Annotated in this window: 14 protein-coding genes; 9 read left to right on the top strand and 5 right to left on the bottom strand. The window is 68.8% G+C overall.

Translation table 11 applies throughout. The annotated features are described in order from the left end of the window. The first annotated feature begins 582 nt into the window (after positions 1–582). The gene (locus ACZ7KI_RS41050; RefSeq protein ID WP_470278405.1) at positions 583–912 is read left to right on the top strand and encodes a YnfA family protein; all 330 of its coding nucleotides are present in this window, start codon (positions 583–585) and stop codon (positions 910–912) included. 6 nt (positions 913–918) lie between these two features. On the opposite strand, the gene ACZ7KI_RS41045 is transcribed toward ACZ7KI_RS41050, so the two are convergent. Both ACZ7KI_RS41045 and ACZ7KI_RS41040 read right to left on the bottom strand, forming a co-directional pair. Beyond that, entirely contained in the window at positions 919–2,886 is a 1,968-nt protein-coding gene (locus tag ACZ7KI_RS41045; protein ID WP_470278404.1) for an ABC1 kinase family protein, read from the bottom strand. 13 nt (positions 2,887–2,899) lie between these two features. Continuing rightward, positions 2,900–4,117 carry an MFS transporter gene (locus ACZ7KI_RS41040; protein WP_470278403.1) on the bottom strand — a complete coding sequence of 406 codons (1,218 nt, stop codon included), beginning with the start codon at positions 4,115–4,117 and terminating at the stop codon, positions 2,900–2,902. Positions 4,118–4,206: 89 nt separating this feature from the next. Here ACZ7KI_RS41040 and ACZ7KI_RS41035 point away from each other — a divergent pair, with 89 nt between their 5' ends. From ACZ7KI_RS41035 to ACZ7KI_RS41020, 4 genes are read left to right on the top strand one after another with little or no spacing between them, the layout of a single operon-like run. After that, positions 4,207–4,776, top strand: a complete 570-nt coding sequence (locus ACZ7KI_RS41035; protein WP_470278402.1) for a TetR/AcrR family transcriptional regulator — start codon at positions 4,207–4,209, stop codon at positions 4,774–4,776. Positions 4,777–4,785: 9 nt separating this feature from the next. Then, the gene (locus ACZ7KI_RS41030) at positions 4,786–6,015 is read left to right on the top strand and encodes a sensor histidine kinase (protein WP_470278401.1); all 1,230 of its coding nucleotides are present in this window, start codon (positions 4,786–4,788) and stop codon (positions 6,013–6,015) included. After that, positions 5,997–6,665: a response regulator gene (locus ACZ7KI_RS41025; protein ID WP_470278400.1), complete on the top strand. Its 669-nt coding sequence runs from the start codon at positions 5,997–5,999 to the stop codon at positions 6,663–6,665. Before ACZ7KI_RS41030 ends, ACZ7KI_RS41025 begins: the two co-directional genes overlap by 19 nt. Before the next feature lie 51 nt (positions 6,666–6,716). Beyond that, on the top strand, positions 6,717–7,751 hold the full coding sequence (locus ACZ7KI_RS41020; RefSeq protein ID WP_470278399.1) for a serine hydrolase: 1,035 nt from the start codon (positions 6,717–6,719) through the stop codon (positions 7,749–7,751). A 60-nt stretch (positions 7,752–7,811) separates the two neighbouring features. On the opposite strand, the gene cysC is transcribed toward ACZ7KI_RS41020, so the two are convergent. Beyond that, positions 7,812–9,644 (bottom strand): adenylyl-sulfate kinase, encoded by a 1,833-nt coding sequence (gene cysC / locus ACZ7KI_RS41015; RefSeq protein ID WP_470278398.1) that lies wholly within the window; start codon positions 9,642–9,644, stop codon positions 7,812–7,814. Beyond that, positions 9,644–10,552: a sulfate adenylyltransferase subunit CysD gene (gene cysD / locus ACZ7KI_RS41010; protein WP_470278397.1), complete on the bottom strand. Its 909-nt coding sequence runs from the start codon at positions 10,550–10,552 to the stop codon at positions 9,644–9,646. Before cysD ends, cysC begins: the two co-directional genes overlap by 1 nt. Positions 10,553–10,629: 77 nt before the next feature. Here cysD and ACZ7KI_RS41005 point away from each other — a divergent pair, with 77 nt between their 5' ends. Beyond that, entirely contained in the window at positions 10,630–11,094 is a 465-nt protein-coding gene (locus tag ACZ7KI_RS41005) for a nuclear transport factor 2 family protein (protein ID WP_470278396.1), read from the top strand. A 70-nt stretch (positions 11,095–11,164) separates the two neighbouring features. Here ACZ7KI_RS41005 and ACZ7KI_RS41000 read toward each other — a convergent pair whose 3' ends face one another. After that, on the bottom strand, positions 11,165–12,049 hold the full coding sequence (locus ACZ7KI_RS41000; RefSeq protein ID WP_470278395.1) for a helix-turn-helix domain-containing protein: 885 nt from the start codon (positions 12,047–12,049) through the stop codon (positions 11,165–11,167). A gap of 87 nt (positions 12,050–12,136) precedes the next feature. Here ACZ7KI_RS41000 and ACZ7KI_RS40995 point away from each other — a divergent pair, with 87 nt between their 5' ends. Genes ACZ7KI_RS40995 through ACZ7KI_RS40985 form a run of 3 tightly spaced genes read left to right on the top strand, consistent with a single transcriptional unit; the run spans position 12,137 to position 15,256 of the window. After that, complete coding sequence (locus tag ACZ7KI_RS40995; RefSeq protein WP_470278394.1) at positions 12,137–13,306, top strand: hypothetical protein; 1,170 nt, start codon at positions 12,137–12,139, stop codon at positions 13,304–13,306. Beyond that, on the top strand, positions 13,303–14,085 hold the full coding sequence (locus ACZ7KI_RS40990) for an SDR family oxidoreductase (RefSeq protein ID WP_470278393.1): 783 nt from the start codon (positions 13,303–13,305) through the stop codon (positions 14,083–14,085). The genes ACZ7KI_RS40995 and ACZ7KI_RS40990 overlap by 4 nt, the downstream gene beginning before the upstream one ends. A gap of 10 nt (positions 14,086–14,095) precedes the next feature. Further along, the gene (locus tag ACZ7KI_RS40985) at positions 14,096–15,256 is read left to right on the top strand and encodes a sulfotransferase family protein (RefSeq protein WP_470278392.1); all 1,161 of its coding nucleotides are present in this window, start codon (positions 14,096–14,098) and stop codon (positions 15,254–15,256) included. Positions 15,257–15,293 lie beyond the last annotated feature (37 nt).

Raw genomic sequence — 15,293 nt, 5'->3', positions numbered from 1 at the left:
CCTGCGACTGCTGAGAAAGCCGCCGCGCATCCGTCACCCGAACCCTCGCCACCATCACCCGATCATGCCACATTTGCCTTACGGATCAATAGAACTGGGGATGGGCGCCGGCGCGCCCGCTCGCGGGTGGGTGTGAATCACCCTGACGCCCGGGTCTGATGTGCGTGAAGGTCCCTTGTGGACGGTCAAGGACGCGCCATGTCTCCGAGGGGAGTCCTTGACCCCGGCCACGTAGTGAAGGTCCCCTTCCCTACCTTCAAGGTAGGGAAGGGGACCTTCACGACGCAAAGACGCCACCACAAAAGTCCCACCAGACACACCAGTCTCACACACAACGATTCACGTACCAACCGTCACGACCACTCACGAGACCTGACCGGCCCGGTACCGGTGCTCCTTCACGCGCTACCGCTGTGACTGCTGGTGCCCCTGGGGCGAATGTGGCGGTTACCGAAGTCCGTGAAGGACTCCTTGAGGGACTCTGGGTCCCTCAAAGAGTCCTTCACGGACCACCGGGCCGCCTTCGTGCCCCACTGAAGGCACAGGCGTCGGGGCAGTGCTTCCCCGCTTTAGGCTGCGGGCATGATCCTCCGGTCCATCGCGCTCTTCGCGCTCGCCGCGCTCCTTGAGATCGGCGGAGCCTGGCTGATCTGGCAAGGCGTGCGGGAACACCGCGGTTACCTCTGGATCGGCGCGGGCGTCGTCGCGCTCGGCCTCTACGGCTTCGTCGCGACGCTGCAGCCCGACGCGAACTTCGGTCGTATCCTCGCCGCGTACGGGGGAGTGTTCGTCGCCGGATCGCTGGCGTGGGGCATGGTCGCCGACGGTTATCGTCCGGATCGCTACGACGTCATCGGCGCGCTGATCTGCTTGGCGGGGGTCGGGGTCATCATGTACGCGCCCCGAGGTTGATCGGGGTCATCGGGGCGTTCGCGATCGTTGCCCGCTCCGCCGGAAAACGACGAAAAGCAGCCGTAGTCCCACCAGCGCGCTGACCACCAGCAGGTTGTAACCGAACATCTGGTGCAGTGTGACGCCGGGCAGCATCTCCGGGCCGGTCGCGCTGCCCAGCAGCAGCACGGCCATCAGTCCGGTGGCCGCGCCGACGAAGGCCAGCAGGAGTTCGTGGACCAGGCCGGTGACCACGTCGCGGTCGCGTTCGTCGGAGAACAGCCGGACGTTGACCGAAAGCCTGCCCTGTTCCAGCGCGTTGCCGATCCGGTCCACGCGGCGGGGGAGGCGGCGCAGCACCGGCAGGAGTGCCATCAGTTCGTTGGTGGCGGTGGATCGCAACGACTCCGGCCGCAATCCGGCACCGACCTGTTCGGCGGCGTAGGCGCGGGATTCGACGACGATGTTGAACCCCGGCGCCAGCGCGGCCAGCGTTCCCTCCAGAGTGGCCAGTGCGCGGAACACCGCGGCGATCGGCGGGGGCACGCTGAGCCGGAAGTCGGCGATCACCCGGAACAGGTCGGTGAACATGTCCAGGTCCGGCGCCTGCCCGTGGTTGAAGTGCTTGGCGACCAAGGCGCCCAGCGCCCGCTCCAGCCGCTGCTCATCGATCTCGTCCGGCCGGTCGACGATCTCCAGCAGGCCGTCGCGCAGCGCGGCCGGGTCGCCGCGGTCGAGGGCGAGGATCAGGTTCTGCAGCCCGCCGCGCAGTCCGGCGTCGAGCCGTCCGACGGAGCCGAAGTCGAGCAGGCCCAGCCTGCCGTCGGTGAGCAACAGGACGTTGCCGGGATGCGGGTCGGCGTGGAAGACCCCACTGCCCATCACCTGGCCGAGGACACACCGCAGCATCGAGCGCGCGAGCTTGGCCCGCTCCGCCATCGGCACCCGGTCCCTGGCGGCGGCGAGCGGTTTGCCGTCGAGGCGGCGCATCACGAGGACGCGTTCGGTGGACAGTGCTTTGTGGACGGTCGGCAGTGCGACCTCGGTGCCGGGGTAGGCGGCGGCGACGGCTTCGATGTTCCTGGCCTCGGTCCGGAAATCGAGTTCTTCGACCAGCGCGTCGGCGAAGCCTTCGGCGAGGTCGACGACGCCGAGGGAGCGCGCCCACCCCGCACGCTGGTCCAGCGCGGCCGCCACACGGCGGACGATGTCGAGGTCACGGTCGACGACCGCCTGCACCCCGGGCCGCTGCACCTTGACCACGACTTCCTGCCCGTCGCGCAGCCGGGCCCGGTAGACCTGCGCGATCGACGCGGCGGCGATCGGCTCCGGATCGAACTCGGCGAAGATCTCGTCCGGGTCGCCGCCCAGTTCCTCCTTCAGCACCGTCGCGACCTCGTCGGCGTCGGCGAAGGCGACCTGATCCTGGAGTTTGCCCAGTTCGTCGATGAACACCGGCGGCAGCAGATCCGACCGCGTGGAAAGCAGCTGGCCGAGCTTCACGAAGGTCACGCCGCCCTCCTCCAGCGCGCGCCGCAGCGAACGCGCCAGTTTGGCGTGGCGGACCTGGGCGAGGCCGGGTTCGCGGCGGCCGGTGAGGTAGCGGCCGAGGCCGTGTTTGATCGCGATCCGGGTGATCTGCGAGTAGCGCCGCGTCCTGGCCGCGCGACGGCGCAGCGAGCGGATCCTGCCGATCAACCCCGGCCCGGAACCCGACGGCAGGACGAACTCCGCGACGAACAGGAACATCAGCGTCGCCAGGAAAGCACCGCCCGCCACGGGGATGACGAGCCCGGCGAAGGCGCCGCCGCTCGCGTACATCGGCCGGGGGAACGCGCTGAGGACGCCGCCCGCGACGAGCCAGCCGAAGGCCGCCGCGCACAACGCGCGGAGCACGCCGATCCGCACCCCCAGCACGCGGCGGGCGGCGACCACGAGCGGCCACAGCATGAGCGCGTAGACGGGCAGGGTGAGCAGGCCGAGCAGGAGGTTCATGCCGACGAGGACATCACGCGCGGCCCGCGCGGGATTCCCGCTCCGGCGGGACGGAGCTCACCCTTGAGAGGGAACGGACCCCGAAGTTGTAGGTCGTGGTCGCCTCCCGGGGCGCGAAGAGGACACCGAGAAGGGCCATCGCGGCCGCCGCGAGGAAGCCGGCGCGGAGATCGGCGAGGTCGCCGAGGAAACCGATGAGCGGTGTCCCGGCGGCCTGGCCGAGCGCCAGCATCAGGAAGGCCGCGCCGACGCCGAAAGCGGGCGACGCCGGATAAGCCCTGGTGCCCCAGAGGATCAGCACGCCGGTCAGTCCGATGTAGACGGCGCCGAAGAGTGCCGCGGCGATGATGAGCGCCGGGAGCGACCGCGTGGCGATGGCGAAGAGCGCGGTGGCGGCGGCGAGCAGGATCATCCCCGCCGACCAGGCCCGCCGCAGCCCCACCAGCGAGGTCAGTTCGGCGGTGAACGCGCCTGCCAGGCCGACGGCGCCGAGGACGATCCACATCACCGTCGACTCGGTCTCGCCGAGTCCGCCGACGCTCACGGCGATGTCCCGGCCGAACGTCCAGATCGCCGCGCTGGCCAGACCGAGCGCCGCGGCGGCGGGCAGCAGCCGTCCGGCGGCGGGCGGGAACAACGGGTCCGGAAGCCCGCGTGCGCTCTCCTCCCTGACCGGCGGCACGACACGGGCGATCCACAGGGTCACCAGCGCCGACGCCGCGGCGAAGGCCCACCAAGCCAGCCGCCAGTCGCTGACGGCGAGCAGGGAAACCGGCCCTGAGATCAGCACTCCGAGCCCTGTCCCGGCGTTCACCACGGTTTGGGCGCGGTCGCGGCGGGTCGCGCGGACGACGCGTGAGACCGCGTCGGCGAGCGAAGGGGAGGCCAGGCCGGTGCTGGCTCCGGCGAGGACGACGCCGAGAGCGAGAAGGGCGGCGTTCGGCGCGGCCGCGATCAGGGCGGTCCCCACGGTCGCGGTCGTCCCCGCGGCGAGTGCTCCCGCCCGTGCGCCCCAGCGGGCCGTGATGGCCGTCGAAGCGATCACGGCGAGGCAGTACGCGACGTAACTGCCCGCCGCGATGGCGCCGAGCGTGCCGCCGTCGAGGTCGAATTCCGTGCGGAGTGTCGGCGCGAAGAGGCCGTACGCGTACCTCGCGAGGCCGTAGGAGACCGCGATCAGCGACAACCCGGCCGCGGTGAGCGTCAGCTCGCGTTTGTACGAAGAAACCACTAGCCCTCCTTCATAGGTATACCGAGCGGTATACTTTTGGAGTGTCCCTGCATCGAGCGCTCAGGTCAACCGATCGGTATAGTCGAAGCATGCTGACGCCGGCCGGAGAGCGTGTCCTGAGTGCCGCGAGCACGCTCTTCTATCGGGACGGCCTGAACGCGGTCGGCGTCGCGGCCGTGGCCGAGGCCGCCGGTGTCACGAAGAAGACGCTGTATGCCTGCTTCGGGTCGAAGACGGAGCTGACGGTCGCGTACCTGAGGCGTCGTCACGACGTCTGGTGGGCGTATCTCGAAGAGCAGCTGGCCGGAGCCGATCGGCCTCGGGCGCTGACGGTCTTCGATGCCTACGTCGATCATCCGAAGCTCGGGAGCGACCGGGGCTGCGCGTTCCTCAACGCCGCCGCCGAACTCCCCGCCGGACATCCCGGACTCGACGTGATCCGGCGGCACAAGGCGGCGGTGCGGGCGAAGTTCGCCGAACTCCTTCGCGAGGACGCGCCGTGGGCCGCCGATCCGGAGCGGCTCGCGGAGCAGCTCTTCCTGCTGCTGGAGGGCGCCGTGGCACATACCGGCATCGACGGGGACTCGCACCGGGTCACTCTCGCGAGGGAGATCGCCGAAATACTGCTGAGGGATCCGCGCCGGCCCGGCGCAAGCTAGAAAGAGCGCATGCGACTTTTCGGCCCGCTCACGGATCGGGCGACCTACCGCCGGTGGGTGTATTTCATCCTCGGCGGCGCCCTCAGCGTGCCGTATCTGCTCTTCGCCGCCATCGTGGTGCCCTCGTTGCTTCCGCTGGTCGTGACGCTGGGGCGAGGGGTCGTCATCGGGATCATCACCGTCGTCCTGGTGATGATCGCGTCGTCGTTCCTCCCTGCCGTGCGCGTGCTGGAGGGCGCGGCCGTACGGGAACTGCTGGACGACCCGGTGCCGGGAGTGACGTTCGGGCCCGCGGCGAACTGGCCTGTCCGGCTCCGGTCGAGCGCGATGTACCTGCTGCACGTGGGCACCGGGTGCGTCGTCAGCCTGGCGAGCCTGTTCGTGCCGGTCGGCTTCGGTTTCACGATCGCGGCCCCGTTCACCGGCCGGATCGCACTGTCCACAGAGGACCCCATCGTGGTGCCGGAAGGCTGGGCGAGCGCGTGGATCCCGCTGGCGTTCCTGCTCGGCGTCGTGGCGCTGGCCTACGTCGTGTGGGGAGCGGGCGCGGTACTGACCCGCTGTGCCAAGAGCCTCCTGGGCGTCTCGGCCGCCGAACGGATCGCTCAGCTGGAGAAGCGCACCGAACAGCTCGCCGAACGCAACCGGCTGGCTCGGGAACTGCACGACTCGGTCGGGCACGCGCTCAGCGTCGTGACCATCCAGGCCGGGGCCGCGCGCCGGACCCTGCGCTCGGATCCGGACTTCACCGAGCAGGCGCTCACCGCGATCGAGGACTCCGCCCGCGCCGCGCTGGACGATCTCGACCACGTCCTCGGGCTGCTGCGTGAGGAGACGTCGGCGCGGACACCGCAGTCCGGGCTGGCGGAGCTGTCCTCGCTGGTCGAGGCGACCCGGCTGGCGGGAGCGGAGGTGGCGGCCGAGGTCCGTGGCGAACCGTCGTCCGTGCCGCCGGTCGTCTCCCGCGAGGCCTATCGGATCCTGCAGGAATGCCTGACGAACGCGTTGCGGCACGCCGGTAAGGTTCCGGTGACCGTGCTCGTCGACGCCGGGCCGGAGCTGTTGCGGCTGCGGGTGTCCAACCCGCTCGGCGCCGCGGCGCCGTCACGGGACGGGGGCGGCAGGGGGCTGCGGGGAATGGCGGAACGGGTGGACGTGCTCGGCGGCGCGATCACCGCGGGCCGCGCGGACGGACAGTGGAAGGTCGAGGTGGCGGTGCCATGGGGGAACCGGCGATGAGCATCGGGGTGCTGCTGGTCGACGACGAACAGCTGATCCGGGCCGGGCTGCGGGCGATCGTCGCCTCCGAGCCGGATCTGGAGGTCGTCGGCGAGGCGGCCGACGGCGCCGAGGTGCCGGGTCTGGTCTCGCGGTTCCGGCCCGACGTCGTGCTGATGGACGTCCGGATGCCCTCGGTCGACGGTATCCGCGCGACAACGCATCTGATGTCCACTATGGACAGTCCGCCGAAGGTGATCGTGGTGACCACGTTCGAAAACGACGACTACGTCTACGACGCCCTGCTGGCGGGCGCGAGCGGGTTCCTGCTGAAGCGGGCCCGGCCGGAGGAGATCGTCGCGGCGATCCGGACCGTGGCGGCGGGGGAGTCCCTGCTGTTCCCGGCCGCGATCCGGCGGCTGGCCGCGCAGCGGGTGAACAGGGGTCCGCAGGATGGCCTCACCGGCGCCGGGCTCACCGAACGCGAACGTGAGGTGCTGCGGCTGATGGCGGGCGGACTGTCCAATGTGGAGATCGCGGGCGAGCTGTATCTCGGTGTGCAGACGGTGAAGACGCATGTCGGGAACATCCTCGCGAAACTCGGTGCGAGGGATCGGACACAGGCGGTCATCAAGGCCTACGACACCGGATTCGTCACACCGGCGGGCTGAACGCGGTAGGTTGATCTTCACAAACGCTCGCTTGAGTGAGGGAGTTCCTGGGTGGATACGAACGTCAACCGCCGCCGTCTGCTCGGTCTCGGCACCGTCGCCGCCGCGGGCGCGGTGCTCGGAACGGCACAGCCCGCCGGTGCCGCGGAGTCCGATGTCGACACGGCCGCCGCCGATGCCTCGGCCGCCGCGCGCCGGATCGCCCAGGTCTACGCCAGGGAAACCGCGAAGGCGGGCGGGACCTGGTCGTCCTCCATCAGTGTCGCGGACTCCGACGGCAACCTGGTGTCCGCCGTCTCCGAGCGGGCCGACGAGGTCGTCGAGGCCTACAGCGTCAACAAGATCGCGGTCGCCACCGCGGTACTCGACAAGATCGACCGCGGCCTGCTCACCTTGGACCAGCGAGTCGACGTCACGGCCGACATCGTCATCAAGGACACCGACGGCATCTTCGGTCTCGACGGCGCGTACCCGAGTTCGGTGACCCTCGGGCACGCGATGGCCGCGCTGCTCACGCTGTCCGACAACACCGCCGTCCGCCTGTGCGGGCTGGTGTGCCCGTCCGCGGAAGTCAACGAGATCCTGCGCGGCAAGGGATTCGTGCACACCCAGGTGGTGCCGGTGGCCAACCCCAACCGGTTCTTCCTCGGCAAGACCACTCCGGCCGAGACGCATACGCTGCTGCGGAAACTGGTCGGCGGGACGCTGCTTTCGGCGAAGTCCACCGAGTACCTGCTGACCATCCTGCGTTCGCTGAGCGCCTTCACCGACGGCGTGCGGCTCGACCTGACCTCGGCCGAGCGGCTGCGGGTCGCCACCAAGGCCGGCTGGTTCAAGGACGGCCGCAACGAGGCCGGGGTGATGTTCAGCGCGGACGGCAAGCCGATCCTGACCTACGCGTTGTTCGCCTCCGGTGAGTTCGCGGGCGACCCCGAGGTCAACAAGGACGACTACGCCGCGACGCATCCGGCGCTGAAGGCGCGGGCCCGGCTCGGGAAGACGATGTTCCGTTCGGTGGAGAAGCTGACGGCCACCACGGCCCGCACCTACGCGACCGCTCCGTACCGGGCCTCCAACGGCGGCTGATCGCCACTCACGACCACCGGACGGTTTGCCGCCTGGCGGGGTCCCTTGTGGACTAGCCCCTCAATGGTCGAGGAGGGCGAGGATCAGCGCGGCCATCGCGGCGGGGTCCCCGTTTTCCGGAGTCAGCACCAGATCCGGGCTCTCCGGCCGTTCGTAGGGTGCGTCCACCCCGGTGAACCCGCTGATCTCGCCCGCCCTCGCCTTCGCGTACATCCCCTTGGGGTCGCGGTCTTCGCAGACCTCGAGCGGGGTGTCGACGAAGACTTCGAGAAACGGCAATCCGGCCGCCTCGTGTGCGGCGCGGGCGAGTTCACGATCGGCTTGGTACGGGCTGATCAGTGAGACCACCGACACCACTCCGGCGTCCGCGAACAGCTTCGCGACCTCCGCGACGCGTCGGACATTCTCGGCGCGGTCCGCCGGGCTGAAGCCGAGGTTGCCGTTCAGCCCGTGCCGCAGATTGTCGCCGTCCAGCAGATAGGCGGGCCTGCCGGACGCGACCAACCGCCGCTCCAGTTCCACGGCCACACTCGATTTCCCGGACGCGGAGAGCCCGGTGAGCCAGACGGTGAGCCCGCGCGTCGTGCGTTCCGCCCTGGTGACGGCGGCGGTATGCCAGACGACGTTCGAGGCCGTCACGCTCGGACCGGTGATCATGCCCGCCGCGACCGTCGCGCCGGAATGTTCGTCCACGAGGAGAAAGCCGCCGGTGGACCGGTTGCGGCGGTAGGAATCGAACTGCAGCGGCTGGCGTGAGCGCAGCCGGATTCGGCCAATCTCGTTGAGGGACAAGGATTTCGCGGTCTCGTCGCGGTGCAGCGTCGTGACGTCGATGCGATAGTCCAGGTCGCGGATCTCGGCCTTGGTCTCGCGGGTGGTATGCCGCACGACGTAGCTCGAGCCAGGGGAGAGGACGCCTTGCTCGGAGAACCAGCACACCATCGCGTCGACGTCGCGGCCGGTGTGCGGGCGGTTGCCGGGACGGCAGATCAGGTCACCGCGGCCGAGATCGAGGTCGTCGGTGAGTTCGATCGTGACGGCCTGTGAGGCGAAGGCTTCGGTGATCGTGGTGCCACCCGGCCCCCAGATCGCGCGTACCGTCGTGGTGAATCCGGACGGCAGCACGGTGACCTCGTCGCCGGGTTTGAACACTCCGCCCGCGATGGTGCCGGCGTAACCGCGGAAATCGCGGCTGTGCTCGCGGATCACGTACTGCACCGGGAAGCGCGCGTCGACGAGGTTGCGATCCGAGGCCACATGCACCTGTTCGAGATGATGCAGCAGGGAAGTTCCTTCGTACCAAGGCATGCTGGCGCCGCGATGCACGACGTTGTCGCCGTGCAGGGCCGACATCGGGACGAAGGTGAGGTCGTGCACCTGAAGCTTCATGGCGAACCGCCGGAAGTCCTCGCGGATCTCTTCGAAACGTTCCTGTGACCAGCCGACGAGGTCCATCTTGTTGACGCACAGCACCAGATGCGGGATCCCGAGCAGGCTCGCGAGGAAGGCGTGCCGCCGCGACTGTTCGAGCACACCTTTGCGGGCGTCGATCAGGATCAGCGCGAGGTCCGCGGTGGACGCTCCGGTGACCATGTTCCGGGTGTACTGCACGTGTCCCGGCGTGTCGGCGATGATGAACTTTCGTTTGGGGGTGGCGAAATACCGGTGGGCGACGTCGATCGTGATGCCCTGCTCCCGTTCGGCGCGCAGGCCGTCGGTCAACAGTGCCAGATTCGGATACGCCTCACCGCGGGCGCGGCTGGTGCGTTCGATGGCTTCGAGCTGGTCGGTGAACACCGTCTTCGAATCGAAGAGCAGCCGTCCGATCAGGGTGGACTTCCCGTCGTCGACGCTGCCCGCGGTGGCGATCCGGACAAGCTGCGAAGCGCCCATCAGAAGTAGCCTTCCTTCTTCCGGTCTTCCATGCCCGCCTCCGAGATCCGGTCGTCGGCGCGGGTGGCGCCGCGTTCGGTGAGCCGGGTGACGGCGACTTCGGCGACCACCTCGCTCGGCGACGCCGCCGTCGACTCGACGCAGCCGGTACAGGTCGCGTCGCCGACGGTGCGGAACCGAACCGTTGCCTCGTAAGGGGTTTCGCCTTGCGTGAGGGTGAGGAACCTGGTGTGCGCGAGCAGCATCCCGTCCCGCTGGACCACCGGCCGCCGATGCGAGTAGTAGATCGACGGCAGGTCGACACCCTCGGCTTCGATGTACTGCCAGATGTCGAGCTCGGTCCAGTTCGACAGCGGGAAGACGCGGATGTGCTCGCCCTTGCGATGCCTGCCGTTGTACAGATCCCAGAGCTCCGGCCGCTGGTTGCGTGGATCCCACTGGCCGAACTCGTCGCGGAAGCTGAACACGCGTTCCTTCGCGCGCGCCTTCTCTTCGTCGCGCCGCGCGCCGCCGAAGACGGCGTCGAACGCGTGCTCGCGGATCGCCCGCAGCAAGGCGACGGTCTGGAGCCGGTTACGGCCGGCCTTGGGATCTTCGACGACGCGGCCCGCGTCGATGTCGTCCTGGACGCTGGTGACGACGAGGCGGAGGCCGTACTTCTCGACGGTGCGGTCCCGGAACTCGATGACCTCGTCGAAGTTGTGCCCGGTGTCGACGTGCATCACCGGGAACGGCGGCGGCGACGGCCAGAACGCCTTGGCCGCCACGTGGAGCATCACCATCGAGTCCTTGCCGCCGGAGAACAGCAGCACCGGCCGTTCGAACGTCGCCGCGACCTCGCGGAAGATGTGCACGGCTTCGGCTTCGAGTGCTTCGAGATGGGTGAGCTCGTATGCCGGGGACGTCATGGTGACCTCCGTGGTTGGAGATCAGAAAAGTAGAACAAGTTCTTGTGCTTGGTCAAGGGGAGGAGGACGCTGTCGGCATGGACTTGGTCGCACTCGAAGAGATCCGACGCCTCAAAGCCCGCTACCTCCGGTGTCTCGACCTGAAGCTGTGGGACGAGATGGCCGAAACCCTGACCACCGACGCGCACGCGCGGTACGGCACGCCGTCGTATGGCAAGCCTTTGGACTTCGAGGGTCGCGACGCGATCGTGGGGTTCATGCGTGACGCCGTCGGGCCCGGCGTGACGACGGTGCACTTCGCCGGGCAGCCGGAGATCGACGTCGACGGCGACACCGCGCGGGGCACCTGGCTGATGCGGGACAAGGTGATCGTCCCCGAGCACCGGGTGGTGATCGAAGGCGCGGCGTTCTACGAGGACACCTACCGGCGCGTGGACGGCGTCTGGCTGGTCGCCTCGACCCAGTACGACCGGCTGTACGAGACGATGACGTCGATGGACGACCTGCCGAGCTTCAAGCTCACCGCCAACCGGTGGTCCTGACCCCGCGCCGTTCTATGCGGTTAGTCCTCTGAATGCGGTCCTTGCGCGTGCAACTACCGCATCCAGAGGACTAAACGCGTGGGCGGCGGCCGCCGGATTCGGCGGTGACGGCATCGGCGGTGGCGACCAGCGCCGCGCCCCGCCGCGCGATCTCGGCACCGGTGATCGGCTCGCCGACCGACAGTGTGAGCACCAGTTCCTGCCGTCCGGCGGCGTCGAACGTCGGCGCGGCGAGCAGGCTCACCGCGTGTTTGCGGCGCGGTTCCAGGTCGGCGCCGAGGTAGACGCGCTCGCCGAGACTCGACACGAGTTCTCCCACCAGTCCGCGCACTTCCGGCGGCAGTTCCTCCGCGCCGACGCCCGCCATCAGCGAGTAGAGCCGTCGCCCCGCCGAGGTCAGGCTCTCCACCAGGTAACCGTGTTCGCGGCATTCGGCGACGACGCGGCGCAGGTGCGCTTCGTCCAGTCGCACCGGCACGGCCGGGGGTTTGGCGAGCCACGCGTCGAACGCCGCGTCGGAATCCCACAGCACGTACATCAGGCCGACCGGCGGCGCGAACGGGTACGTCTCGCCCAGCTTGACCCGCCCTGATCCGGCGCTCTGCAGCATGAGGATCCGGTCGCCGGACACGGCCGACGCGGTGCAGGTGGCGCCGTAGCGCTTGCTGAGGTCCTCCAGATGCCGTCGCGCGACCTCGCTCGCGCCGAAGCCTTCGCCCGCGACGCGACCCGCGGCGATCATCGCCGGCCCGAGCCGGTATGTGACCGGCTGTGGGTCCCGGACCAGGTAACCGCCCGCGGTCAGCTCGGTCACGATGCCCAGGCAGGTCGGTTTCGCCAGCTCGAGTTCACGGGCGAGTTCCGAGAGGCCGAAGCGCTGCCCGGGGCGGGCGGCGAAGAAGTCGAGCAGCCGCACGACCCGCTCGGTCGGTGGAGAGCGCCGCGTGACGGTCATTGACCCATCCTTAGAACGCGTTCTAGTCTGATCTCGCGAAGAACGTACCAAGTCGGTACGCATTTGTACCAGTATGAGGAGTCGCCGGTGCTCACTCAACCGTTCGCCGACGCGATCGTCGAAGCCGAGAAGGTCATCGCCGAGGCGCCGCACATCCGGACCGAGCAGGATCTCGTCGAGGGGTACCACTACCTCGCCGGCAGCATCCGAGCGTCCCTGCAGATGGCGTGGGCCTACGAACGCGACTATCCGTACTTCACCCAGTCCACCGGCCCATACACGAAGATGGGCCTGGACAACCCCGACACGCTGTACTTCAACGCGAACATCCGCGAGGACCGCGAGTACGTCGTCACCGGGACGCGGGGGAGCACGGCCGACGTCAGTTTCCAAGTCCTCAATGGCGACTACTCGCCCGTCGAGGTGCCGGACAGCCTCGCCGCCTTCGACGACCGCGAGATCGAGATCGCCGAGGACGGCTCGTTCGAACTCCGCTTCGGACCGGCGAAACCCGACCCGGGCCCCAACTATTTCGTCCTCGGCCCCGGCTCGTCGATGCTCGTGGTGCGCGAGGTCTACAGCGACTGGGCCGCCGAACGCCGCGGCACGATCCAGATCCAGTGCGCCGACACCGCTGGCGGCGCCCCCGCCCCGCTCACACGCGACGTGCTGGCCAAGCGCTACGGCGTCACCGGCAAGATCCTGCTGAGCAGGCTGCGGACCTTCCTCGCCTTCCCGAAGTGGTTCTACCTGAACCTGCCGGTGAACACGATGACCGAACCGCGTCCCACGCCGGGCGGCCTGACCACGCAGTACTCGTCGGCGGGGCACTACGAACTCGGCGACGAGGAGGTCATGATCGTCACCGTGCCGCGTTCGGACGCGCCGTATCAGGGCATCCAGCTCGGCAGCATCTGGTACCTCTCGCTGGACTACATCAATCACCAGACCAGCCTCACCGCAGACCAGGCGCGGGTCGATCCGGACGGCAAGATCCGGTTCGTGATCAGTGAACGCGATCCGGGCCTGGCCAACTGGCTCGAACGCACCGGGCACGACCGCGGCTACGTCCAAATCCGCTGGCAGCGGCTCTCCCGCGCACTCGACGCCGCCGACGGTCCCGAAGTCGAGGTGGTGAAGTTCGGCGAACTCGCCGACCGGCTGCCGTTCCACGACGAGGCGCGCGTGACCCCGGAGGAGTGGGCGGAGCGGATCGCGGCCCGCCAGACCGCCGTCGCAGCGAGGATGCTGGGATGACGGATCTCTTGCGGGACAAGGTGGTCGTGGTCTCCGGAGTCGGGCCGGGGCTCGGCCGGTCCATCGCCGTGCGCTGTGCCGCGGCGGGCGCCGACGTCGTACTCGCCGCCCGCACCGAATCACGGCTCGCCGAGGTCGCGAAGGAGGTCGACGCGCTCGGCCGCCGCGCGGTCACCGTGCCCACCGACATCACCGACGACGCTTCGGCCGCGAACCTCACCGAGGCCGCGTTGACGGCTTTCGGCCGCGTGGACACGTTGGTGAACAACGCCTTCGCCATCCCGCCGATCATGGACCTCGCCGACGTCGACCTCGCCGACGTGCGCGCGGGCTTCGAGACCAACGTGCTCGCCGCGCTCCGGCTCACGCGACTGTTCACCCCCGCGCTCGAAGAGAGCGGCGGTTCGGTGGTGATGATCAATTCGGCCGTGCTGCGGCATTCGCGGCGGACCTTCGGTGCGTACAAGATGGCGAAGTCGAGCCTGCTCGCCCTCGCGCAAAGTCTTGCTTCGGAACTCGGCCCGCGCGGGATCCGGGTCAATTCCGTGGCGCCCGGTTACATCTGGGCGGACTCGCTCAAATGGTATTTCGCTTATCTGGCCAAGGAACGTGGCGTGCCGCCGGAGCAGGTATACGCCGAAACGGCGGAGACGATCGATCTGCGCCGCCTGCCGGAGCCGGACGAGATCGCCGACACCGTCGTGTTCCTGGCCTCGTCGCTGGCTCGGTGCGTCACCGGTCAATGCCTCGACGTCAACGCCGGCGAATACCACCACTGAAGGGGAGAACATGCTGCCAGGACGGGAAAACGTCGGCACAGTGGAGGATCTGCACGCGTCGGCGGCGAAACTCACCGGGCTCGACGACTTCGGTGGCGACGACCATCTCGAAGGACTGCGGGTCTTGCTGGATTCGTACGCCGGTGAGGCGGGACTGACGCCGTACGGGAACAAGGTCCATCGCGCGTTCCTGCGTGGCGCTCTGGTGGCGAGGTCGTTGAGCGAGGCGTCGTGGAAGCAGAATCCCGCCCACGCCGAGGTTTCCGTCGAGCGGCCGATCTTCGTCACGGGCCTGCCGCGTACCGGGACCACGGCGCTGCACCGGTTGCTCACCGAGGATCCGGTGCACCAAGGCCTCGAGGTCTGGCTGACCGAGGTGCCGCAGCCGAGGCCGCCGCGCGAGACCTGGGCGGAAAACCCGGTGTTCCAAGGGATACAGGCGGGTTACGAACGGCATCACGTCGAGCATCCCGAGTTCATGGGCCTGCACCACATGTCGGCCGATCAGGTCGAGGAATGCTGGCAGCTGCTGCGGCAGTCGCTGAAGTCGGTGTCCTACGAATGCCTCGCGCACGTGCCGTCGTATTCGCGCTGGCTGGACGGGCAGAGCTGGACCGATGCCTACCGCAGGCATCGCCGCAACCTGCAGCTGATCGGGTTGCCCGACGCCGGGCGTCGCTGGGTGCTCAAGAACCCGAGCCATCTGTTCGCGCTCGACGCGCTGCTGGAGGTGTACCCGGACGCGTTGATCGTGCAGACCCATCGAGCGCCGAGCACGATCATCGCGTCGGTCTGCAGCCTGAACGAGCAGGCGTCGCACGGCTGGTCCGACGTCTTCCGGGGCGAGGTGATCGGTCGGAGCCAGCTGGATCTGTGGGCGCGGGGCGCGGAACGGGCGCTCGAAGCGCGGACGCGACACGACCCGGCGCGGTTCTGCGATGTCCGGTACGAGGATTTCGTCGCCGATCCGATCGGGACGGTCGAGGGTGTCTACAAGCATTTCGGACTGCCGTTGTCGGCGGAGGCGCGGGACGCGATGACCGCCTTGCACGCCGAAAGCCGTACCGGGGAAAGGAAACCCGTGCACCGGTACGACCTCGCGGACTTCGGTCTCACCACCGGTGAGGTCGACGAACGCTTCTCCGGCTACCTGGCCGCCTACGACCTCTGAAACTCCCGCGTCTCGTCCTCTAAATGCGGTAGTTCGC

It is taken from the genome of Amycolatopsis sp. NPDC039088 (assembly GCF_055598845.1).
The sequence above is the reverse complement of the archived record's forward strand: the minus strand, read 5'-3'. Positions and strand labels throughout refer to the sequence as shown.